The sequence below is a fragment of the Williamsia sp. z34 genome, assembly GCF_059553395.1.
Window position 1 is genome coordinate 64,235 of sequence record NZ_JCANWW010000015.1, and the last position, 22,948, is coordinate 87,182.

General features: G+C 62.1%; 19 protein-coding genes and 3 pseudogenes. 7 read left to right on the forward strand and 15 right to left on the reverse strand.

Going from position 1 to position 22,948, the window contains the following annotated elements:
* Positions 1-19 precede the first annotated feature (19 nt).
* The 7 genes from AC51GT_RS25260 to AC51GT_RS25290 form a co-directional block, all read right to left on the reverse strand.
* Complete coding sequence (locus AC51GT_RS25260; protein ID WP_496330518.1) at positions 20-883, reverse strand: alpha/beta fold hydrolase; 864 nt, start codon at positions 881-883, stop codon at positions 20-22.
* Positions 884-964: 81 nt separating this feature from the next.
* A complete protein-coding gene (locus AC51GT_RS25265; RefSeq protein ID WP_496330519.1) occupies positions 965-1,237 on the reverse strand; it encodes a hypothetical protein in 273 nt (90 codons plus the stop codon).
* Positions 1,234-1,725, reverse strand: coding sequence for a flavin reductase family protein (locus AC51GT_RS25270; protein ID WP_496330520.1), 492 nt, complete (start codon positions 1,723-1,725; stop codon positions 1,234-1,236). The genes AC51GT_RS25265 and AC51GT_RS25270 overlap by 4 nt, the downstream gene beginning before the upstream one ends.
* Positions 1,726-1,998: 273 nt before the next feature.
* Positions 1,999-2,862: an SDR family NAD(P)-dependent oxidoreductase gene (locus tag AC51GT_RS25275; RefSeq protein WP_496330521.1), complete on the reverse strand. Its 864-nt coding sequence runs from the start codon at positions 2,860-2,862 to the stop codon at positions 1,999-2,001.
* Positions 2,862-3,803 carry an alpha/beta hydrolase gene (locus AC51GT_RS25280; RefSeq protein WP_496330522.1) on the reverse strand — a complete coding sequence of 314 codons (942 nt, stop codon included), beginning with the start codon at positions 3,801-3,803 and terminating at the stop codon, positions 2,862-2,864. Before AC51GT_RS25280 ends, AC51GT_RS25275 begins: the two co-directional genes overlap by 1 nt.
* Positions 3,804-3,849: 46 nt before the next feature.
* Positions 3,850-4,350 (reverse strand): nuclear transport factor 2 family protein, encoded by a 501-nt coding sequence (locus AC51GT_RS25285; protein WP_496330523.1) that lies wholly within the window; start codon positions 4,348-4,350, stop codon positions 3,850-3,852.
* Positions 4,351-4,373: 23 nt separating this feature from the next.
* Positions 4,374-5,261: an SDR family NAD(P)-dependent oxidoreductase gene (locus AC51GT_RS25290; RefSeq protein ID WP_496330524.1), complete on the reverse strand. Its 888-nt coding sequence runs from the start codon at positions 5,259-5,261 to the stop codon at positions 4,374-4,376.
* A 242-nt stretch (positions 5,262-5,503) separates the two neighbouring features.
* On the opposite strand from AC51GT_RS25290, the gene AC51GT_RS25295 reads away from it, so the two are divergent.
* Entirely contained in the window at positions 5,504-5,896 is a 393-nt protein-coding gene (locus AC51GT_RS25295; RefSeq protein WP_496330525.1) for a VOC family protein, read from the forward strand.
* 83 nt (positions 5,897-5,979) lie between these two features.
* On the opposite strand, the gene AC51GT_RS25300 is transcribed toward AC51GT_RS25295, so the two are convergent.
* Genes AC51GT_RS25300 through AC51GT_RS25310 form a run of 3 tightly spaced genes read right to left on the reverse strand, consistent with a single transcriptional unit; the run spans position 5,980 to position 9,321 of the window.
* Positions 5,980-6,903: a VOC family protein gene (locus tag AC51GT_RS25300; RefSeq protein ID WP_496330526.1), complete on the reverse strand. Its 924-nt coding sequence runs from the start codon at positions 6,901-6,903 to the stop codon at positions 5,980-5,982.
* Between the two features lie 50 nt (positions 6,904-6,953).
* Positions 6,954-8,135 (reverse strand): acyl-CoA dehydrogenase family protein, encoded by a 1,182-nt coding sequence (locus AC51GT_RS25305; RefSeq protein WP_496330527.1) that lies wholly within the window; start codon positions 8,133-8,135, stop codon positions 6,954-6,956.
* A gap of 25 nt (positions 8,136-8,160) precedes the next feature.
* Positions 8,161-9,321: a 3-ketosteroid-9-alpha-monooxygenase, oxygenase component gene (locus AC51GT_RS25310; RefSeq protein WP_496330528.1), complete on the reverse strand. Its 1,161-nt coding sequence runs from the start codon at positions 9,319-9,321 to the stop codon at positions 8,161-8,163.
* A gap of 209 nt (positions 9,322-9,530) precedes the next feature.
* Here AC51GT_RS25310 and AC51GT_RS25315 point away from each other — a divergent pair, with 209 nt between their 5' ends.
* The 3 genes and pseudogenes from AC51GT_RS25315 to AC51GT_RS25325 all read left to right on the forward strand — a co-directional run bounded on the left by AC51GT_RS25315 (position 9,531) and on the right by AC51GT_RS25325 (position 13,022).
* Positions 9,531-9,926 (forward strand): nuclear transport factor 2 family protein, encoded by a 396-nt coding sequence (locus tag AC51GT_RS25315; protein ID WP_496330529.1) that lies wholly within the window; start codon positions 9,531-9,533, stop codon positions 9,924-9,926.
* 59 nt (positions 9,927-9,985) lie between these two features.
* Positions 9,986-10,783: pseudogene (locus AC51GT_RS25320) on the forward strand (acyl-CoA dehydrogenase family protein); the annotation flags it as partial.
* Positions 10,784-11,018: 235 nt separating this feature from the next.
* Positions 11,019-13,022: a flavin-containing monooxygenase gene (locus AC51GT_RS25325; RefSeq protein WP_496330530.1), complete on the forward strand. Its 2,004-nt coding sequence runs from the start codon at positions 11,019-11,021 to the stop codon at positions 13,020-13,022.
* 137 nt (positions 13,023-13,159) lie between these two features.
* Here AC51GT_RS25325 and AC51GT_RS25330 read toward each other — a convergent pair.
* Positions 13,160-13,747, reverse strand: a pseudogene (locus AC51GT_RS25330) (AMP-binding protein); the annotation flags it as partial.
* 229 nt (positions 13,748-13,976) lie between these two features.
* Between AC51GT_RS25330 and AC51GT_RS25335 the strand changes: the two are divergent.
* The 3 genes and pseudogenes from AC51GT_RS25335 (at position 13,977) to AC51GT_RS25345 (ending at position 16,458) form a co-directional block, all read left to right on the forward strand.
* Complete coding sequence (locus tag AC51GT_RS25335) at positions 13,977-15,224, forward strand: NADH:flavin oxidoreductase (RefSeq protein ID WP_496330531.1); 1,248 nt, start codon at positions 13,977-13,979, stop codon at positions 15,222-15,224.
* A 51-nt stretch (positions 15,225-15,275) separates the two neighbouring features.
* A pseudogene (locus AC51GT_RS25340) lies at positions 15,276-15,449 on the forward strand (flavoprotein); the annotation flags it as partial.
* A 205-nt stretch (positions 15,450-15,654) separates the two neighbouring features.
* Complete coding sequence (locus AC51GT_RS25345) at positions 15,655-16,458, forward strand: alpha/beta hydrolase (protein WP_496330532.1); 804 nt, start codon at positions 15,655-15,657, stop codon at positions 16,456-16,458.
* A gap of 125 nt (positions 16,459-16,583) precedes the next feature.
* On the opposite strand, the gene AC51GT_RS25350 is transcribed toward AC51GT_RS25345, so the two are convergent.
* The 4 genes from AC51GT_RS25350 to AC51GT_RS25365 form a co-directional block, all read right to left on the reverse strand.
* Entirely contained in the window at positions 16,584-17,630 is a 1,047-nt protein-coding gene (locus tag AC51GT_RS25350; protein WP_496330533.1) for a hypothetical protein, read from the reverse strand.
* Between the two features lie 258 nt (positions 17,631-17,888).
* On the reverse strand, positions 17,889-18,623 hold the full coding sequence (locus AC51GT_RS25355; protein ID WP_496330534.1) for an ABC transporter ATP-binding protein: 735 nt from the start codon (positions 18,621-18,623) through the stop codon (positions 17,889-17,891).
* A complete protein-coding gene (locus tag AC51GT_RS25360) occupies positions 18,620-21,448 on the reverse strand; it encodes an ABC transporter permease subunit (RefSeq protein WP_496330535.1) in 2,829 nt (942 codons plus the stop codon). The genes AC51GT_RS25355 and AC51GT_RS25360 overlap by 4 nt, the downstream gene beginning before the upstream one ends.
* A 39-nt stretch (positions 21,449-21,487) precedes the next feature.
* Positions 21,488-22,732: an ABC transporter substrate-binding protein gene (locus AC51GT_RS25365; protein ID WP_496330536.1), complete on the reverse strand. Its 1,245-nt coding sequence runs from the start codon at positions 22,730-22,732 to the stop codon at positions 21,488-21,490.
* Positions 22,733-22,948: the final 216 nt, after the last annotated feature.

Consider the following 22,948-nt stretch of genomic DNA (forward strand, 5'->3'; position numbering starts at 1 on the left):
ATTGCACGTCGCGGCAGGCTCAGTCTTCGCGCCCGAGAAATGCCACGACCGCAGATTCAAAGGCTGCTTTCTGTTCGATCATCACCCAGTGCCCGCAGTTGGGGAAGACATGCAATTCACCGCGCGGAAGCGTCCGCATCGGAACGATCGACATGTCCAGTGGACTGACCCGGTCATCACGCCCCCAGGTCACCAGTACGGGGATCTTGATCTGGTTCAGTTTCGCCCACATCGGCGTATCAGTCGACGCCGCAGCCGCTTTCACCATGGCTCCGAATGCCGCAGAGCCATACATCTTTCGCGCGCTCTCCAGCGTCGCCGGCTCGGTGGCCTGTGTCCAGCGGTCTTCGATGAGCTGTTCGGTCACCATCGCCGGGTTGTAGACCATCGAATGGAGCCACTGCGTCAGCTTCTCGCGGGTCGGGTTGTCGGTGAACTCCATCAGCAACTTGATGCCCTCACCGGGTCCGGGACTGTACAGGTTTGTGCCGATCCCCCCGATGGTCACCAGTTTGTTCACGCGCTCAGGGTGATTGATCGCAAGAGAGGCCCCGACGATGCCGCCCATCGAGTTACCGATGATCGCAACACTTTCCAGGCCCATCCCGTCGAGGAACTCGATAACGGCCTGCTGTGCGGTGAGCATCGGATGTCCACCGAAATCATCGCTGACACCGAAGCCGGGGAACTCCAGGATGAACGTCCGGTGGTTCTCGGCGAAGACATCGAAGTTACCGGAGAAGTTACGCCAGCCGGTGACGCCCGGACCGGATCCGTGCAACAGAAGAAGCGGTGGACCATCACCGCGCTCGTAATAGCGGAGCACTCCTGATTCGGTCTTCAATTCTTTTGCGATGTCGGGTTTTTCCGTGACTGTGGTCATGATTCGAGCTTGGCAGTCAGGGCCAGCCCGCTACACCGGCGCTCCCGTCCAGTGGACGATGGCCGCGGAACGGACCGGGATCTAGTGGCTTGGGCCACCGACCATTCGAGGTATGGCGCCTGCCGCCGGCAGCTCGATCCGACTTTCCGGCAACGTTTTGTCCTCGACCGCGTCGTCGATGGTCTTGCGAAGTTCTGGGCAACAATCGTCATCGGCGGGCAGATGTCCGCGGAGGGAGACCAACGGGCACGTGGTCGCGTCGGCCAGCCACTGGATCGAGGTGTGGGCGGTGCTGAACTTTTCCACCATCACCCCGAGCCCACATGTCCTGCAGTTGAGCGGCTGCATCGTCATCGCGCCACCTGACCGACCCGCGAGATGTCGTCGTCGAGCGGAAAGTGCTCCACCCGACCATATTTGCCCCGATAGAAGATCAGTGGCGCTTCTTGTCCGGCGTGTATATGCCGCACTCGTGACACCACGATCACGTGGTCACCCGCCTCATGCTCGGCTTCCAACTCTGTTTCGAGCCACGCCAGCCCGTGGTCGAGTACCGGAGCTCCCGCCGGAGACGGCAGCCACGAGAGATCCGCGAACTTGTCTCCGCCGCGCGCGGCGAGGCTGCGACATACGCTTTCCTGCGCATCGGACAAGATGTTCACGACATATCGTCCGGCCTGTCGGATCCGCGGCCACGACGAGCTCGTCCTCGCGACACAGAACGCCACCAAGGGCGGATCGAGTGACACCGACGTGAACGAGTTCGCAGCCAGGCCGACGGGATTGCCCGTGTCGGGATCGATACCCGTGATCGCGACGACGCCCGTCGCGAAGTGACTCATGACGTCTCTCAATTGCCTTGCGTCGAAGGAATCGACGTTCGCATCCGTGATTGAATCGTGCACTACTGCGCCTTCCAGAACACCTCGCCGTGGGCGGCGACACTTGATAGCCCGTCCGAGCGGGTCCTGCTCACCCGGCCCTTGCCCGTCATTCGATGGTAACGACCGCGCCCGATGACAACCGATGGTCTTCCCGCTGGCCGGGAGCACAGAACCCGACATCGGTGACGACCTGCCACACGCCGCGTCGGCGAAGGCCGGACAGGCTCTGCATCAGCTGACACCCATCCGAATGAGCATCTCGCGCGGATCCGACGGCGGGGCAAGTTGCGAGAGCTGCAGTGCACGCCTGGCTGCAGCCCGGGCACAGATCTCGTCATCGGAGAACACCCAGAAGTCCCCGCGGGCCAGTCGCTCAATCATGTACTCGGCCGCGTCCACGGGGTCGAGCCCGGTTGTCACGTTGTCACGTTGCATCGCATCGAACACCGCGTTGGCAATCTTGTTGTCGCTCGGTGCCTCACGCTGTGCGGCGAGGAAGATCTGGCTCCGGATCGAATGAGGAACAATGGCCGACACCTGAATCGGCGCGTCGGTGAGCGAGAGGTCCTGGTACAGACCCTCGGTGAGTGCCTGTACCGCATGCTTGCTGACGATGTAGGGCGCCTGCACGGCAACGCTGTTCAGCCCGCCGACCGACGACACGTTCGCCACCGTCGCGGGGGTTCCGGCCGCGATCATGCGTGGGACAAATGACCGGATGCCGTAGAAGGCACCATGAAGATTGATGTCCATCAGGCGCTTCCACCGGTTCGGATCGACTTCCCAGATCAAACCGGCGGTTTCGACGCCCGCATTGTTGATCAGGAGTTCGAGACTTCCGTGTCGTTCGAACACTGCCGCGGCCATGGTTTCGACGGCCTCGGCGTCGGTGACGTCGATCTCGTAGCCGTACGCGCTTGCGCCTGTTTCACCGAGCTTCTTCGCCAGCCGAGCGGCCCCGTCTCCGTCGATATCAGCCACCACGACGGTCATCCCGAGTTTCGCCAGATGCCGGACGAGTCCTTCACCGATTCCGGCCGCTCCGCCGGTCACCAGCGCGGTCCCCGATGAGAACCGATCGTGTGCCATTGCCATCATTTACTCCTCGTTCGGTCCATCTCACGGCCACGTACGGACCGGACGATGAAGTCCACGGTCTGGTCGAACAGGGCTGCCGCCGGTTCCAGCGCCGCGATCATCGTTGCAAAGCCGTGCATCATGCCGTCGTACCGGTGCAGTTCGACACTCACCCCGGCCTCTGCCAACCGGCGGGCATATTCCTCTGTGGCGTCGCGGGTCGGGTCCACCTCCGCAGTGGCAACAAAAGTCGGTGGCAACGACGTCACATCGCTCGCGAGCGCTGGGCTCATGCCCGGCTCGAGGTGGTCTGCAGGTTCTGAAGCGTATTGGTCCCAGAACCATTCGCAGTCCTGCGGACTGAGCAGACTCGTGGTGTACTCCGGGTTCGACACCCGGGTTACGGCGGCGCCGTACAGACTGATCTGCGCGGTCGGCATCGGGGCCTCATCGTCCTTGAGTTGTTGGCTCAACGCGAAAGTAAGGCTTCCCCCGGCGCTTTCACCAGCGACCACAGCACAGCGGGTGTCGGCCCCGAGCTCCGCGGGCCCCGCGACGATCCAGTCCCAGACGGTACGCGCATCCTCGATCGCGGCCGGGTACCGGTTCTCGGGCGCCAGCCGATAGTCCACCGACACCACGACCACCTGCGCGGCGTTGCTCAACCGCCGCAGGTATTCGTCGTTCTGGTCGAGACCTCCGACCACAAAGCCGCCACTGTGCAGCCACATCACCACCGGTAGATCGGATGCCGCCGACGGTCGGTACACCCGCACCGGGACCGAACCGTGAGGAGCCGGGACCGCAAGGTCGAATCGCTCATGGATCACGGTGGTGGGAGTCACCGAACCGGCGTTCAACATCGCTCGCAGTTCGGCCACCGGCGTCTGTGTCATCGCGCCGGCGAACCGAGCTCCCGCCGCATCGACGATCTGCTGCGCTTTCGGGGACAGTGGCATCAATGAACCTCCGCGGCGACACCGTGTGGGCGTGTGCGCGAATCGATCATGCCCGCTCCGCCAATTGTTTTGAATGCTCCGCGAATGTGACCGACTCTGTGGTGTCGAGCATGATGTCGAGCCTGGCGAGCAAAAGTCCGTCGGCGGTGATGTGGGCCGCGCCGCACGCGGTGCCCGACGAGAGAGACAACGGACGCCCGTCGACGATCTTGGTGACGAAGATATAGCTTACGAACTCCACTCGATCACCGCTGATCTCGACGATGTGAATATTGGAAGAGTTGTGGCGCAGGGGGTACGGGCTGTTGAGCCGGTGGTCTTTCTGCCAGGCCATGATCGTGTCGGCACCGCTGAGGTTTGCCCGGACGAAGTCTTCGTAATCGGTTTTACCGCTGTCGGTGCGGCAACTGAACGCGGCGTCGTCAGTCAGCAAGGCGCGTAGCCGTTCGGCATTCCACTCGTCGTAATTGAACCACCACGTGCTGAGCAGTTGATTGAGTCGCGTGGCCACAACATCCTTGTCGCAGCCACTGGTCATGTCGGACATTGCACTTCTCCTCTTTACGGGACTCAGAGTCCGGCAGGCAAGATGTTCGGGTTCGTCCAGGCCGGAGGCTCAACCGGGGGCAGCGGCGTCTTTCCGTCCAGACTCATCACCGTCAATCCCTCGTGCTGAGGGAAATGCAGACTGAACGTCACCAGCCCGGTGCGCTCGGCAGCAGGTAGGTGCGACATCTGAAGCACTGTCTCCGCGAGAAACTCCACCGGTTCGGTCTCATAACCCTCGGGCAGCAGTGCCTGGGCACCAGGTGTCATGATCGCCGTCGACGGACCGACCGAGTTGACAGCGATGTTGTCGTCGAGCAATTCGGCGGCCAGTCCTTGGGTGAACCGGTGTTGGGCGGCCTTGATCGCGGCATAGATGACATCGCCAGAGTCCTTGTTGTACTCCCGAAACGGGCGAATAGGACTGAGTCCGGTCGATGAACCAATGTTCACGATCCATCCCGCGCCCGCCTTCCGCATGTACGGTATGGCGGTTTTCGACAACGCGAAAGGCACCCGTAGATAGTGGTCGACAGTCCGATCGAACGTCTCCATCTCCATGTCGGCAATCACCGAGTAGTCGGCGAATCCGGCGTTGTTGACAAGGATGTCGATGCCCCCGAGTTCGTCGGCCACCTTGTCTACCAGGCTGTCCCGGGCCGCAGGATCCTCGAGGTCGGCAGCGATCGCGACAGCCTTGCCACCATCGGCCTCGATCAGCGCGACCGTCTCATCCAGAGATCCCCGGATCACCAGCGCCCGACCACCTCGGGTCGATGTGGAAGGCTGCTTGGACCGCGCAGTGACCACCACGGTCGCCCCTTCGGACGCCAAACGCCGTGCGATCGCCCGCCCGATGCCACGACTGCTACCGGTGACCAATGCTGCCTTGCCCGTCAATACGCCCGCCATGAGACTCCTTCTGCAGAAAACGAATACGGTCCAGGTGCCGTGTCCCATGGGATTTCGGCCTCGGACACATCGTGATGGATAAAGCCTCGAGACGACACCGTCTCGTCCGTCCAGCGGGAAGCCGAATTGCACAGGCGCCCGTGCCGAGAGTCTGATGCCATCGGGCCCGGTTGACCCGGCCGGACCTCCGGGTCAATCGAGAAATTACCCGGCACATCCTCTGCTGGAAGAGAACTCAACCCATGAGTACCGACACCCGCTTCGCTTTCACCAAGATCTTCGTCGAAGATCTGGACAAGGAGGCCATCTTCTACATCTCGACGTTCGGCATGAGCGAGAAGGCACGACTGGAGATGGGTGTGGGTGAGAATGCCCTCGAAGAGATCATCTTGACCAGCGGCCGTGGTGACGACTCGAGCTTCATTCTGTGGCGTTACCTCGAACGAGTGACACCACCTGCCGGCGAGGCCACCCTGGGGTTCAGGGTTGCAGACGTCGAGGCCATCGTCCGCGCAGCGGAGTCCAACGGTGGGTCGGTGGTGCAACCGGCCACGACCATACCCGAGGCTGGTGTCGCAGTGGCGTTCGTGATGGATCCTGAGGGTCACACCCTCGAAATCGTTCAGGACCTGTGACGCCTGAACACGACGAAACCCCTGTCGGACCGGATCTTCAGCCGGTCCGTCAGGGGCTCGAGCGTTTATCACATCCGAGTACTTCAGCCCTTCTCCGCCTCTTGGGCCTCGGCCATCTGTTTGGCCCACGCCCATTCGTGACCCCAATAGCTGTCCTGGGAGATCTCTTCTGAGGTGTAGTAGGACTCGTCGACGAGTTGTCCCTCAGTGCCGTACTCGATATCCCAGCCCCCTGGTACCCCGACGTAGAAGGAGATCATCTTGTCATTGGTGTGCCGTCCCAGCGTGGACGACACCGGGAAATCACGCTTCATCACCTGATCGAGTGCACGGCCGACCGCGTCGAGTTCGTCTACCTCCACCATCACGTGCACCAGCCCCGGATCCTTGCCTTCCGGCACGGGCATCAATGCGAGACTGTGGTGCCGCTGATTGACTCCGAGGAACCTGATGCGGTGGACACCGTATTCCGCGGGCACCGGCATCCGCATCGCACCACGAGGTAGGAATCCCAATGTCTCGGTGTAGAACCGGTACGTCTCGTCGAAGTTCGTCGAGGGAACCACCACGTGTCCGAGGCCCTGGTCACCGGTGACGAACTTGTGCGCGTAACGGGTGATGACCGGGCTGTGGTCGAGCACCGGACCGTGGAAGAACTCGAGCGGTGTTCCCCCCGGATCGTCCATCGAGAATGCCTCTTCGACGCGCCGGCCGTCGGCCTCCTCCTGCGACATCGGTTTGACGACGTGGCCTGCCTTCTCGAGCCGATCACGGAGCTGCGCCAGAGCCAGCTGGTCGCGGACCTCCCAACCGACCGCGGTCACCCGATCGTGCGAGCTCGGGACGACCGTCAACCGCGACGCGCGCTCGTCCATACGCAGGTGCAGCGCACCCTCTTCCGGTCCTGAACCCTCGTTGAAGCCCAGCACCTCGAAGGCGAGTTCTCGCCAACGGTCGATATCAGATGCCTCGACCCGCACGTAGCCGAGACCTTTGACCTCACTCATGATTCCTCACTTCTGTATTGATTCCCGGTTGCCACGAAACAGGTTGAGCGTCAGATCATCACCCGGAGGGGACCCTGCGGATCTGGACCGAGAGAACTCAGAGCCGACGCGTGGTACACGGTGCTGGTGACGTGGATCGCGTGGTGCAGTCCGGCGTGCGCATCACGCCAGAACCGCTGCAAAGGATTATCCATCCGCAACGCGTTGCCTCCGGAGCGGTCGAAGACCTCGTCGGCTGCCCGGACCGCACGCCAGGCGGCCCGGACCTGATTCCGGCGCCCATCAGCCCGCCGCGCGAAATCGATCTCTTTTCCGGCGTCGACCAGGTCATAGATTTCGTCCACGTTCGCCAGAACCTGTTGCCGCGCGGCGTCGATCTCCGATGCAGCCTCTCCGAGCGCATGCAGCGTATACGGATCGTCCTTGATCGCGGTCCCGGTGGCGCCGATACGCTCGCGTTGGTAAGCGATTCCGGCGGCGAGTACACCTTCGGCAATGCCGATGGTCGCCGATGTGATCCCCAGCGGGAACATCGTGGACCAGGGCATCTTGTACAGCGTTTCGGTGGCGCCGTATTCCTTTTGGACGGTGCCGTCGATGACACCATTGCCGTCCATCACGCGGTAGTCCGGGATGAACTTCTCGGTGACGATGATGTCCTTGCTACCGGTGCCACGTAGGCCGACCACATCCCAGCTGTCCTCGACGATCTCGTAATCCGCCCGCGGCAGGATGACGTGAAGTCCCTGCGGCGGCATCAACGGTCGGCCCTCCTTGTCACCGACCATGGCCCCGAGGAAGATCCAGTCGCAATGGTCGGTGCCCGAAGAGAACTGCCACCGTCCGGACATGACATATCCGCCGTCGACCGGAATCGCGATCCCACCGGGCATGTACGGCGACGCCTGCCAGGTGTCGGTATCTGAGCCGAGGATCTCGTCCTGCACCCGCTGATCGGCCAACGCGAGCTGCCACGGATGCACACCCACGATCCCGGCAACCCAACCTGCCGATCCGTAGATACTGGCGGTCTTCATGACGGTTTCGGCGAACTCTCTCGGGTGGGACTCGAACCCGTCGTACTTCTTGCGCGCCAGCATCCTGATCACGCCGGCTTGCTTCATGCTCTTGGCCATGCCGTCGGTCAGACGGCCCAGCGATTCCGATTCGTCCGCTTGCGCCCGAATGTCATCGGCCATTGCAACGATGTTGTCCAGCACTTGATTACTCATGTCGATTCCTTTATCGGTGGGTCACTTAAGCGTTCGTGGAGATCGCACTTCGGCCGGCGGCGATGTTGGCATCGACCTCGGCCTGCCAGCTGTGCAACGCTCGTTCGGTGTCGATCTCGAACTCGAAACGGTTGGTCATCTCCGGCTCGATGTCCTCGACATCGACGTAGAACTGCTCATACCAACGGCGCAACTGGTAGACGGGTCCGTCCTCTTCTGACAGCAACGGATTGTCGATACGGGACTTGCTCTTCCAGATCTCGATATCCTGCTCGAAGCCGATTGCCACCCCGGCCGCGATCTGTGCGGCGATCTCATCTGCGACCTCATCGGACACTCCGGCAGGCTTCTTTGCAATGACGCCGTACTGCAGCACAAAGGAGTCCGCCGTGACCGGGTAGTGGCAGTTGATCAGGATCATGTCGGGATCATGGCTACGGTCGCCGTCGGACCATAGGTAGTCGATCATGTACGAGGGACCGTAATACGACGCGTCCGAGGCATTGTGCTGGTCGTAATTGGTTCCGGCGCTGACCTCGACCGCATCGGCGCGAGGTCGCGCATGCATCACCTGGGTGGCCACGTGGCCCTCGAACACGTTCTTGAAATACGTCGGCATCCCGTAGTGCACATAGAAGAAGTGCGCCATGTCGACGACGTTGTCGACGATCTCACGGCAGTGCGACCCGCGGACCTCGAGCTTGTTCCACGTCCAGTCGGTCCAACCCTCTTCGTTCAGCGCCGCGATCTCCGGAATGGTGACATCCTCCGGCGGCTTACGATTCTGTGGATCATTCCAGACAAACAACTGCTGGTTGCGTTCGAGCGTCACCCACGACTTCGTCCGCGCCAACGGCGGAACCCGGCGCGCGTAGGGGATGTCCGAGCACTTGCCGTTGCCCTGCCACCGCCAGTCGTGGAAGGGACAGGCGATGGAGTTCCCCTTGACCGCGCCTTGCGCGAGATTGCCACCCATGTGCGGGCAAAAGGCATTGAGCACGTTCAGCTTTCCATCCTCACCGGCGAACACCACCAACTCGGTGCCGAACGCGGATATCTGGTGCGGTTTGCCATCGCGAAAGTCACGTGCCAGACCGAGGCAATGCCATCCTCTGGCGAAACGTGTGGGGGGGACGCCGGTATCGATGATTCGGACTTCGTCGTTCTCGGTCTGTACTGCAGTCATGATTTCTCCTGATCACCGGGCTGAACTGGGCCACCCCGAGACGTAGGGCATGGCGGGCTGTGAGCAGTGTCTCAATGTGGAAGACGCAGTTGTCCTCACTCTCCCGCCGAATGGGAGACCAAACGCATCGAATCGAAGCTGCGGCGAAATGGTCCGCTCAGCAGGAGCGACGCTGGTCCGGCTGCGACCGCGCTCATAGGTTCGTCGAAATGACCCAGACGACGACAACCATCAGCCGCGATATCGCTCTCGATACGGTGAACCGCTACCTCCAAGCAATTGCCGGGGCGACGAGCACGGACCAGATCACTGCCCTCTACGCCGACGGCGCAACAGTGGAGGATCCGGTGGGATCGGACCCGGCGCACGGAAAAGAGGCGATCGCTGCGTTCTTCTCTCCCATGATCGCGACTGTTCGTCGTGAAACCGAACTGCTCGGTTTCCGCCACAGCGGCGATTCGGCTGCCTTCCACTTCCGGGTGCGGACCCACACCCCTGACAGCGTCGTCGAGATAGAACCCATCGACGTGATGACCTTCACTGCGGACGGCCTCATCACCTCGGTGAGGGCGTTCTGGTCACCCGAGGACGTCAGACAACTCTGACCCGATCGGCGCCGAAAGCGCGTGAATCAGCTGTCAGCAGATGTCTACCGGAGGTGTGCATGAAGCCTTATATTCCGTCGTGGCACGACACGGAGGTCTCGGCGTTGTCGAGCCTGGCCAGAGGGTTCTTCGAACGAGAGGTCATCGCAAACAACGACAGGTGGGACACCGAGCACCGAATCGACCGCGAGGTGTGGCTCTCGGCAGGACGCCTGGGCCTGCTCCTGTGTTCTGTGCCCGAGGAATACGGCGGGGGCGGGGGCACATTCGCCCACGATCTCGCCGTTTTCGAAGCGCAGGGATATTCGGGTGACCTTGCGCTCGGCATCGCAGTACACAGCGGCATCGTCGCGCACTACCTCACCGCCTACGGCACCGAGGCCCAGAAGAAGCAATGGCTCCCCGGCATGGCATCGGGCCAGATACTCGCCGCCATCGGCATGACCGAACCCGGGGCGGGTTCGGACCTCAAGGCGATCAAAACCTCTGCGATCCGACACGGCGACGAGTACGTGGTGAACGGTTCGAAGACGTTCATCACCAACGGTTCGTCCGCGGACATGATCCTGCTGGCCGTCAAGACCGATCCCACGGCCGGAGCGAAGGGGGTCTCGCTGCTCATCGTCGACCTCCGGGACTGCGACGGATTCGCGGTCGGCCGCGTTCTCGACAAGGTCGGCCAGCACGGCGCCGACACCTCCGAGTTGTCGTTCTCCGACGTGCGGGTTCCCGCCCAGAACATCCTGGGCGAACCCGGTCAGGGTTTCGGTCAGATGATCGCCCAGCTCGTCCAAGAAAGGCTCATCATCGGGGCGCAGGCCGCCGGCGCGATGAAGCGCGCGGTCGAGGAGACTGTGATGCCCGCGTCCAGCGGATCTATGCCGGTGCCAATGAGGTGATGAAAAGCATCATCGCTCGCGCGCTTTGACGAGGTCAGAGATCCGGGGGCGCAACAGGCGTCCGCTGGGCGGGCACCCACCTTACTAAACGGCGGCAATTGCGGTCTGCTCACTACAACCGCATCACTGCCACTGCCGACTCACCGCCGCGACCCACCATGGGCCCGCAGGCCTCCCGATTGGAAGGAACTCCATGAGCACATTGTCCGAAGTGCACCAGACGGATGTCGTAGACAACATCACCTCGGATGACCTGCGACGCGCGATCGACGAGGCCGAGCCGGGATCGCTGTTGATGTCGATGGTCCACATCACCGGCGATCTCACACTCCTCGACGAGTTCGAGGACATACTGGCCACCTCCCTCAAAGCGCTGAAGATCGACTCCGAGGCGGGCATGACCCACTACGGGGCGTCAAGTGGAGCCGAGGCACCGCCACCGGGACAATTCCCGGCCGATGTGGTTGCTGCGATCCGTGCGCGGGCACACAAGGTACTGACCACCGACCTCACCCCCACCCTCGAGACTCCCGAGCCCGAACTCTTCCGCCGGATGGCATCGCTGTGCACCGCGGGCACCGTCGCCGATGAGTTCGTCCCGCTCCTGCTCGAGCAGGCCGGATTCGAGCTGGGCCGTCGGCGGATTCCCGTCACCAAGACCCCACCCGCAGACCTCGATGTCATCGTTATCGGCGCCGGGATGATCGGCCTCAACGCCGCGATCAAACTGGATGCGGCCGGGTTCGGATACAAGGTATTCGAGGCCCGCGACGACATCGGCGGAACCTGGTCCCGAAACGTCTATCCCGGTGCGGCGGTAGACACCCCGAGCCACTACTACTCGTATTCCTTTGAGCTCAACCCCGATTGGTCCCGGTACTACCCCACCGGACCGGAGTACCTGACATACATGCACGCGGTCGCCGAGAAGTACGACCTGTACCGCAACATCGAATTGTCCACGTCGGTGTTGTCCGCCGATTGGGATGAGGCGCAACAGAAGTGGTCGGTGATCACCCGGGCCGCCGATGGCAGCACCCAGACCCACCGCGCGGCCGCGGTCATCACCGCTCTGGGGGTGCTGAACTCGGCCAACATCCCTGACATCCCGGGCCTGGATACATTCGAGGGCACCGTGATCCACACCGCCGAGTGGGACCCGGACCTGGATCTGAAGGACAAGCGGGTGGTTGTCATCGGGACCGGCTGCACCGCGGTGCAGATCGTTCCCAACATCGTCGACGAGGTCGCTGAACTTCACGCGGTGGTGCGGAGTCCACACTGGATCGTCCCCGAGAAGTCGGTCGTGCACGAGGTCCCCGCCGGCGAGAAGTGGGCTATGCGGCATCTGCCGTACTTTCAGAACTGGTTCCGGCTCAAGGCGTATTGGCTTGCATCGGACAACCTATACGTGATGCCGCGCATCGATCCGGAATGGGCGGCCACCCATCTGTCGGTATCCGCAGTCAACGATCTGCTCATGCAGACGTCGCTGCAATACCTGGAACGCATATTTCCCGATCGCCCCGATCTCAAAGAGAAGCTGACGCCGAACATCCGCCCTTACGCCAAACGCATCGTCAAGGACCCCGGTTTCCTGGAATCCTTGAAGCGTGAGAATGTTTCGCTACACCGCGCGTCGCCCACCCAGGTGCATCCCGGCGGGATCACTCTGAGCAACGGCGAGACCCTCGAGGCCGATATCATCATCCTCGCCACCGGATTCAAGGTCGAGTATGCCTCTTTCATCGACATCACCGGCCGCGACGGGGCCACGCTGAACGACACCTGGAAGCAGGGTCAGGACCCTCGGGCGTATCTGGGTATCCAGGTCTCCGGCTTCCCCAACCTGTTCATCACCGCGGGCCCGAATGCCGCGCCGAATCACGGTGCCGGACACAACATCACGAGCGAAGAGCACGTGCACTACATCATCGAGTGTCTGCAATACCTGGTGGAAAACGACCTGTCCTCCATGGACGTCAAGCCCGATGCCCTCATCGAGTACAACAAGAAGGTCGATGAGGCTCTGGACAAAACCGTCTGGGCACACCCCGGCGACGGGGCCACCGGCTACTACCGCAACGACGAAGGCCGACCCATCGTGCCCTGCCCCTGGCGCCTCGTCGACTACTGGACCATGCTGCGCGAACCACACATCAACGACCTGACTTTCACCAGCGCACCCCAGTCGTAATACGCGGCGTCCCGTCCCCGAAAGAAGTGTGGCCTTCCGTCGACTGCGACGGAAGGCCATACGTCGCTTCAGGGCCGGTGGAGATCCCGGGTGGTCATCGGACCAAGGCCCTCGAGAGCCCGATTGCCATGTGCTGTTCAAACGGTGCCATAGGTCTCGCGCAGATCGCGCTTGAGGATCTTGCCAGAGGGGTTCTTCGGCAATTTGTCGGCGATCACCACTCGTTTCGGGGTCTTGTAGCCGCCGGAGTGAAACCACCCGTCCTCAAAGGCTTCTGCTGTCTTGCCCTCGTACTTGTAGTAACCCAGAGTCGCCTGCGGTGATCGGTGAACGACTTCCCCCACCTCATATTGTGCCGCGACGCGACCACTGGCATCGAGAATCCGCGTCTCGACGTTCAGCACCGGCCGGCCCGCCGCACCTGCGTGAGACAGCTGTTCGTCCGGGCCGAGAATTGTTGCTGTAGGAGATATCTCGGTCTGTCCATATAGTTTCAGAGCCGGACCTGTGGCAGCCTCTGCTGCACTTCCTTCAGGACCTCGACCGGCATCGGAGATGCGCCGTAATACCCCTTGCGTAGTGATGACAGGTCGGTTCGATCGAAACTCGGATGGCGGAGCAGCCCGATCCAGACTGTCGGGGGCGCGAAGAAACTCGGTCGCAGCGTGCTTCTGGATTGCCTCCAGCAGCAACCCCGGGTCCGGCGCCCTGACGATCACGCTGGTGGCACCGAGGTAGCAACGCGTCTAGCGGGCGGAACACGAGAGACGCAAAACCAATTCGCCGCCACGCCTGACTTGTGGTCACGGTCCGCACGCGCAGGGCGAAGGGTACGACACGGCAAGCCCATACATTGGGCCAAAGCCGCCCGGAACAGTGTGCCTGGGTGTCACACTGACACGAGCACACAGACTGTGCACCAACCCCGTTCATCCTTTACTCAAAGGAACGCGCATGCCGGAAGCAAATACCCCTGACATCTTGGCGCCCGCACACCTTGGACCGGTACGCCTTCGCAACCGCACTCTCAAGGCCGCCACCTACGAAAACATGGCACGGAACGGCCTTGTGACCGATCAACTGATCGATTTCCACGTCGAGCACGCTCGAGGCGGGGTGGGCATGACCACCGTTGCCTATTGCGCAGTGTCCCCCGACGGACGCACCGACGAACACCAAATAGTCTGGCGCCCAGAGGCAAAGGCCGGGCTACGTCGCTTGACCGACGCGGTACACCGCGAAGGTGCCGCAATCTCGGCACAGATCGGGCACTCGGGACCGGTCAACAACAGCAAAGCCACCAAGACTCGGGCCATCACGGCAAGCCGCTACTTCAACATGCAATTCATGAAGGTGGTGGCAGCGGCCGACAAGGACGATATCGAGCGAGTCGTCCGAGCCCACGGCGACGCAGCCCGCATGGCCATCGACACCGGTTTCGATGCCGTGGAAGTCCACCTCGGTCACAACTATCTCGCGAGTTCCTTCCTCAGCCCGAAACTGAATCACCGCACAGATGAATACGGCGGACCCCTCGCCAACCGCGCACGACTGGGGCTTCGAATTCTCGAGGCAGTTCGCGAAGCAGCACAGGACCAGCTCGGCGTTGTGGTGAAGCTGAATATGGATGACGGTGTCCCGGGCGGCTTCTGGCTCGATGAGGCGATCCAGGTCGCACAATGGATCGAGCAGTCCGGAAGCGCGGATGCCCTGGAGATGACCGCGGGCAGTTCGCTACTCAACCCCATGTACCTCTTCAAAGGAGACTCGCCGGTCAGCGATTTCGCGGCAGCAATGCCCGAGCCGATTCGCACCGGAATGAAGCTCTTCGGAAAGCGCGTACTGCACGAATACCCGTATACAGATGCGTATCTCATGGGCGATGCGATGCAGATCAGGTCCGCGGTCTCGATGCCGATGATCCTGCTCGGCGGTGTGACCAACCGTCAGACGATGGACAAGGCGGTCGCCGCAGGCTTCGACTTCGTTGCCATGGGCCGCGCATTGCTACGGGAACCCGATCTGATCAATCGAATCGCGGGCGACTCGAATACCGGTTCGCTGTGCAATCACAACAACAAGTGCATGGTCACGATCTTCACGAACACCCGCTGCGTACTGCGCTCGCAGAACCAGCTCAGCCCGCAGGACAAACCGGCAACGGTGGCCCAGGTTGCCACCCCCATCGTGACCGCGGGGTAGTACGCCGATCGGACCATCGTTTTCGTCCCGCTGAGAGGGATGGCCGGTGTTCCGCGAGTCGCGAAGAAGCCTGAATGGCTCGCTCCGATAACCGGTCCCGGCGCCGCGTACGACCTGCGGGGCATGACCGGCGGTTTCACACTCGGCGGCTAGAAGACGACGGTTGATTCCGAGGTGCTGCACGTTTCCGGTGCACCGATACCCGGCCTATACGTCGCCGGCCGAGACTTCACCACATCCGTTGCCCGGCAACCGAATCCGCGCCCGGAAACTCGTCGAAAGAGGTTGGATGCCAACGACTCCAGATCCTTCCGTGCGCGCCATTCACGCGACGCACTCGGTGAGCCCACCGCGGCACCTGAGGGAAGCCGGCTACCAGTACTTTCGCACTTGGCTGGAATCTCGACCTCATCCAGACGATCTACCGCCGATGATCGCGAGTAGTCGCCGCACGATCCCGGGACCTCACGGGATGATCCCGCTCGAGGTCCATGCACCGCGCGATGGTGCCGAATTGCCGGCGATCCTCTATTTCCACGGCGGCGGGCTGGTGTTGGGTTCCAACCATTCGTGTCGCCCGACCGCGTTGCAGCTCGCCCATCACTCGGGGGCGGTGGTCGTTGCCGTCGACTACCGCCTGGCACCTGAGCACAAGGTACCCACACAGGTCGAGGAGTGTTTCGCCGCGACGGTGTGGGTGTGCGCACACGGAGCCGAACTCGGCATCGATCCAGCACAGGTCGCAGTGGTGGGTGACAACGCCGGCGGCACGCTTGCCGCCGGCGTGGCGCTGATGGCACGCGACCTCGATGGCCCCGACCTGCTGTGCCAGGCTCTGGTCTACCCCGGCCTCGATGACCGCATCCCGGCCTCATCCTCCGTCACCGAATGCGGCGACGAACCCGGACTGACCTTTGACGACATGCACTACCTGCGCGGTTTGACGGGCGAGGATATTGACCGATCCCCCTACGTTGTCCCGTCCGAGGCCACCGATCTCGCCGGGTTACCGCAGACGGTCATCGCAGTGGCCGATCTCGACCCCACCCGACATTGGGTCGGGCGTTATGCCACGCGACTCGCCGCGGCCCGCGTGCAGACCACACTCTCGTGCTACCCGGGAACGCTCCACGAGTTCTTCGCGCAGCCAACGGTCCCGGCCCAGACGCGCCTGGCGATGGCCGAGATCGGCGCATTGCTGGCAGCGAAGTTCGCCAATCCGTCACCCTGGTGACGCACCACCACCACGCTGTCGACAGCACACCGGCATCATTTACCCGACAGTTGCCCCGTATGCCTGGCAACCAAAAACGGAGCCATCGCAGGGACACGATGACTCCGCTGTGGTTCGGTTCGTTCTCAGCGAGTAGAAAGCGGCGCCTCGGCCGGGTAACTGGTCGGAGCCATCTTGTAAGACTCGGTCAGTTGCGCGATGAACGCCGTGTCTGTCATCGGGTCACTCGGTTCCGTGACCGTCTCACCTTTTGCGCGCATGTCAGCGATGAGCATGCCGATCGCCTTTTCAATCGTGATGTCGTCGGTGTGGTCCTGGTACCGCGTCACGTCATCGAGGTCATCGAACAGCAACGCGGTGTAGTGCACAAGCATCCGGGTGTCTGCGGCCCGCATGCGGTTGATCTCCTTGTCGCCGGTGCGGATCGACCACTCACCCCCCTCAACGCTGTGCAGGGTCGATGAGAGGTCCAACCCCGGGTAGTCGCGGCGATCCTTGGGCCCGTTCGACTCTCGCCGGTGATACATCCGCGAATTGTCGGTGAGGATTCCCGTGTTCCAGAATGGAGCGGCAAACCGCGCCGGGGCCTTGTCCGGCCCATCCGGCCAATAGGTGAATCCACCATCGATGTCGGATGCGTAGAAGTACGTGATCACCTGCGCGGTCTTCACTTCCCACGCATCGAACAGTCCCGACTTCGCCATCACCGCAAGCAACCAGAGGGGTGCATTGTGCAGACCCATACCTCGAAACATTCCCGTGTCGAAGTGGCCTGCATCAAAACTTTGGGACGGACCGCACAGATTGAACAGTAGATCGTGCGCCATACCGTATTTCGCACCATGCAGTTGCCGTGCGGTGTCGAGGAGCTTGCGTCCGAAGTAGATGTCATTGATCTCTGGATACCGAACCACCCCGTCTCTGGCGAGGAAGCCTCGGAACACCGGGGCGATGAAGTCGGACAGGTCCGCACCTGGTTTCGGCTTCTGTCCACCGGACACCGCGAGATACTCTTCCGTGGACTTGAAGTGGTGGGCGAGGATCAGCTTCCAGGGTGCATTGTCGCGGATCACCGTCGTGATCGTCTCCACCTCCTCGGGAGTGTAGAAATTCTCGATCACCGATGGCGGTGCAACTGGAGTCATCGGGTGCCGCTCGAGTGTGACTGTCATGGAAGCTCCTCGTCTTGGTCCACGTTCGGATCCTGGATCGGACCATTAACCGCGATCACCGTAGCCTCGGCAGGTTGGCTACAACAGATTGATTTCCCGCGAAGCGGGACAGTTGCGGTAAACAACTCTCGCCGCGAATGTTCACATGCGAATCGAAAAAGGCGTGGCGCAAAATGTTTGCGGTCAGCGGTGGGCCTGTTGCTCTATAGCTCGCGGTGCCCTGACTTCCGTCGAGGAAGTGATGGGAGCGCCCTCGGGTCATGACGGAGCGAAAGCGACGACATCGACTCCGAGATAAGCCCGTTCGACGAGACCGGGATCGGCCCGTAACGCCGATGCTGACTCCCGTAGCCCGACGCTACCGTGCACGAGCACTGCGGCACGATCGGCGATACCCAGCGCCAGGTGCACGTGCTGCTCGACCAAGACCACCGCCATTCCCGTCTCTTCCGTGAGTCGGCGTAGGACCGACAGAATCTCGTCGACGATGACCGGGGCAAGACCCATGCTCAGTTCGTCGATCAGCATGACCTTCGGTTGCTGAAGAATCGCCCGGCCGATCGCCAACATCTGCTGTTCACCACCGGAGAGGCGACCTGCGTCGACCTTCAAACGTTTCTCCAAGGCGGGAAAGTAACCAACGACCTCGTCAACTGCCGGACCGCGACGCGACCTCTGACGCACCGCCAGGCGCAGATTCTGCACCGTACTCAGCTGACGGAACAGTGCTCGGTCGTCGGGCACCAAAACCATTCCGGCCCGCACCGCATCGCGCGGCCTTCCGCTGCGCACCGGGTGACCGTCGACCTCGACCTCTCCGCCGAAACGAGGCAGCAGGCCGGCCAACGCCATCAGCAAGGTCGTCTTACCCGCCCCATTGGGGCCGAGGAGGCAGGTGATCTCTCCCGCCTCAACCGTGAGATCTACGTCGCGAACACATGGCCGCTGCTTCACATAGCCGGTGGTGAAGTCCCGGCACTGCAACGCACTCATTTCAGGACCTCCTGGTTATCAGGGCTTGCGGAATCAAGATCCGGGATCTCACTGACCATGGAATCAACCTGCGGCACTTGAAGTTCCGGGATCGCTTCCGCAGTCACGTCGACTTCGGACGCGGGCAATCCGAGGTAAGCGCTGATCACCTTCTCGTCGCTTCGGATCACATCCGGAGGCCCGACCGCGATGACCTCACCGAGGTCGAGCACGATGACACGGTCGCAGATGGTCAGGACAAGTTCCATGTCATGATCAACGAGAAGGATCGACGTACCAGCATCACGAGCATCTCGTAGGCGCTCCCCCAGCCATCGGCTTTCACTGCTGTCCAATCCGGCCGCCGGCTCATCGAGCAGGGCAACAGTTGGACCGGCGGCCAGAACCCGGGCCACCGAGACGAGCTGCCGACGTCCCTGCGAAAGAGTGGCGACCTCGGCGTCAGCACTGCTTCCGAGACCGACCATGTGCAATACCTGCCGAACACGCACTGCAGCAGGAACATTCGACGTGGAACGTGAGGCTCCCACGGTCACGTTTTCGGCGACCGACAGGTCGTCGTATAGTTCAACGTCCTGGAAGCTCCGCCCCAGCCCGGCTCGACTTCGCAGATACGCGGGTTTCCCGGTCAGATCGTCACCGTCGAGACGGACCGAACCGGTGGCCGGCGCGAAGCCACTCATGGCATCGATGACGGTCGTCTTACCTGCTCCGTTCGGGCCGATGAGGCCGACGATCTCACCTTGATAGACCTCGAACGAAACGTCCTTGGCGGCCTGCACAACCCCATACCTGACCCCGATACCGCGGACTTCGAGTACCGGATCGGTGCTGCCGCGAACTGTTGCGGGAGTGCCCGATTCCACTGCCAGAGCGCCTTCTTGTACCGGCTGCGGTCGCCGCAAGGCCGGCCATGGAATCGGCGGTATCTTGCTCGCGATACCGTCGGGGTTTGCCATCACCGTGACGATCAGCAAGATCCCGCTGATCACTGCGTAATAGTCCCCGATATGCAAGAACCGGTCGGTGAACAGGTACACCAAACCACCCGGGGCCATCACTCCGGCGAGAACACCACCGGTGATGGAGGTGATCCCGGCAACATACATGACGGCGAACAACGAGATCCCGACAAAAACCATGAACGAATCAGGGGTGGCGATCGTCTGCTTATAGCCCATCAAGGATCCACCCAGACCTGCGATGAACGCGCCGATCGCGAATGCGATCAACTTGGTCCGCTGAACATTGATGCCGGCCGCTGCAGCCGATCGTTCATTCGCCCGGATGGCAAGCATGTCGGTGCCCAGTCCACTGCGCCGCAGCCAGGCGACCCCGAGTCCGACGACAGTCAGCACAACCAGACACATGATGCCGAAAGCTATCCGCGGATAGCTTTCCCCGGAGCCGATTCCGAGGCTGTACCCGAACAGGCGGGGCTCATCGATCGAGGCTCCATCGACACCTCCGTTCAGCGAGGGATTGCGGAACCAGAATGCTTCGAGGAACACCGCCAGAGCCAGCGTCACCACGGTCAGTGGCAGACCGCGAACCCGCAGGGCAGGCAGCCCGACGACAACTCCGATGACCGTCGCGAACAGTGCACCGATGATCGGCGCGAACGGGAAAGGGACACCGAGATGGGTGTTGAGCACGCTGATCGAATAGGCGGCGACCCCGGCCAGAGTCAACTGGGCAAGTGAGACCTGGCCTGCGTAGCCCGTGACAACCACCTGGGACAGCGCCACGATGCCGAAAATGATGCTGGTCACGATGGCGGCGCGGTAGCTTCCCGACGTCACGAGCATGGCCACCAGCGCCACGGCGACACTCACCACAACCGGCAAGAAGATGTGTTGGGGGCGAGGCGCACGCCCGAGCGCTTGCCGGATCACACTGCCACGGTCCGGGAGAGGTCGCCCCTTCACGACGAGGAAGCCGACGATCAAGATCAACGAGATCGCCTCGGACATACCGGCATCGGGGAACCACTCGTAGGTGGCCTGGAGGTTGATCGTCTCGGCCTGAAGCGAGCCGATGACCACACCAGCGATCACGGTCAACCAGATCGAGGTGAAGTTGCCGACCAGAGTGGCCGCGAGCGCGGGAACGATGAACAGCGAGTAGGCAACCGGGTTGAGCGCCACGAGCGGCGCGATCAAGATGCCGCCGAGCCCGGCGACAACCGAGGACAACGCCCAGTTGCTGAAAGCGATCTTGTCGGGTGACAAGCCGGTGAGGTACGCACCCTTTTCCGATTCGGCTGCGGCTTCGGTGGCCGTGCCGAAACGGGTGTAGCGAAACATCAGTGCAGCGGCAGCGGCAATCACCAGGATCGCCACCGCCAGCCAGATGCGGTCGGTCGGCGCGGCAAACGATCCGATGCTGATCGTGTCGAGTGCAAAGATGGGCTCGACCGGGACGATGTGCGTTCCCACGCGCTGCGCGATCAGGGCCTGCAGCACGATCATCAAGCCGATCGAGGCAACCGCCCTGGCCACGACCGACGCGTTACGCATGGGACGGAAGATCAAGGCGTAGAACAACACTCCGAGCAAACCTGAGATCGCGAGAGCGATCACCATCGCCGGTCCCACCCCAAGCGGCTGACCGAGGTCAATCGACTTGGGGAGGCCCGGGATCGGGACCATCAGCTCACCCGTCCGGAGCAGGGCGTAGGTGTACGCGGCGTACAGCGCGATCGCGCCTGTCGCGAAGTTCACCACACCGGAACTCTTGAACGTCATGACTAGCGCGAGCCCGATCGCCGCATACACGGCACCGTTGCCCAGTCCGAGGACGAGATAGGCGAGATGGTCGGTCATTGATCTACTTTCGTGGTGGGTGGCCGGACGACTCGACGGTCAGCCGGTGACCTTGAGGTTCTGCGGAATGCCCTTGTCATCGATTTCACCGATCAACATCTGACGCGAGCAGATAGACGACATCGCCGGGAACGCAGTTCCGTTGCAGGTGAAGGTGATTCCACCACCGGCAGGCATCTCGACGTTCTGAGCAGACTTCAGCGCCTGGCTGAGCGCTGCGGCGTCTATCGTGCCGGTGATGCCTTCTGCCGCCCGTGCGGTCGCCATGACCGTCTGGTACCCCGACGACGCATTACCGGTGGGCAGAAGGTCAGGTGCGTACTGGGCGAGCACGGAACGATAGAGCACCGAATCCGGGTTGTCGGAGGTGGCATCCGTTGCGGTGATACCGATGTGGCCCGTGACGTTTTGCACGCCGATGACATCGAGAACGTTCTGGTCGAGGCACGTGGTGGTCAGCACCTTCTTGATGGTGGGGGCTGCGGTCTGGGTGGCTTTGAGTACCGAGGTGCAGGTGGCGGCATCGGCGATGATGCTCATGCCGTCCGGCTTGTCCGCGAGCCCCGCGGTGACCACCGGCGTGACGTCAGGAATACCAAGAGCCATCGGCACCACATTCAGTTCCACACCGAATCCCTGGAAGATCGGTGCACCCATCGCCGTGATGATGGCGCCGAGTCCACCGCCGTCGCTGGCGAAGATCGTGAACGTCTTCATGTTCTCGTCCTTGGCGGCGGTCGCTGCGGCAATCAGTGTGCCGGGCAGACCTGCCGAGAGCGCCGAGGAGTCAGGTGAGGTGAGTTCGATGGCGGCGACTCCATTGAGAGTCACGTACGGGATCTTGGCACCCGCGACGATCGGGACGATCGCGGGCCCCTGAGAGGTACCCGGTGACAGGACCGCAGCGACCTTTTGTTCGACGAACTGGTTGGCACAGGCGCTGGCAGAGGCGGGCTCTTCCTGCTGCTTACATACAACGAGCTCGATGGGACGCCCGGCCAGGCCGCCTCCGTTGTTGTTGAGGTACTCCACCGCTGCCTCAGCACCCTGCCGCATCTCGATCATGGAGACCGCGGCGCCACCTTCGGCAGACACGAGGCCCAATTTGACCGAATCACCGGAAGCCGCGTTCGCCGGCAGCGACGTGGTCGACCCGGCCGCCTCTTTCGTGTCGGCCGAGGTATCGCTGCTGCTGCATGCGGTCGCACCCAGCGCGCCCACCATTGCCAGAACGCCCACAGCGGAGGCGAACCGCCGAGAGCGGCCCAAACCAATGAGTTTCATGATCCGTACTCCTTTTGTGAAAACCCAGGCAGGCCGCGTCCAGTGAAGTACTCGACAGCTGGTACCTGATGTGATGTCCGTCACCTTCCGGTGGCAGCAGTAGATTATGGGCAGACCTTGCGGCATGGCAGTTATAAGACTTCCCGGTGAACGGGAGGTATTCGCTTCTGTTCACGAAGGTTCATCCTTGCCAGAGTTCGCCGTGATCATCTGCGG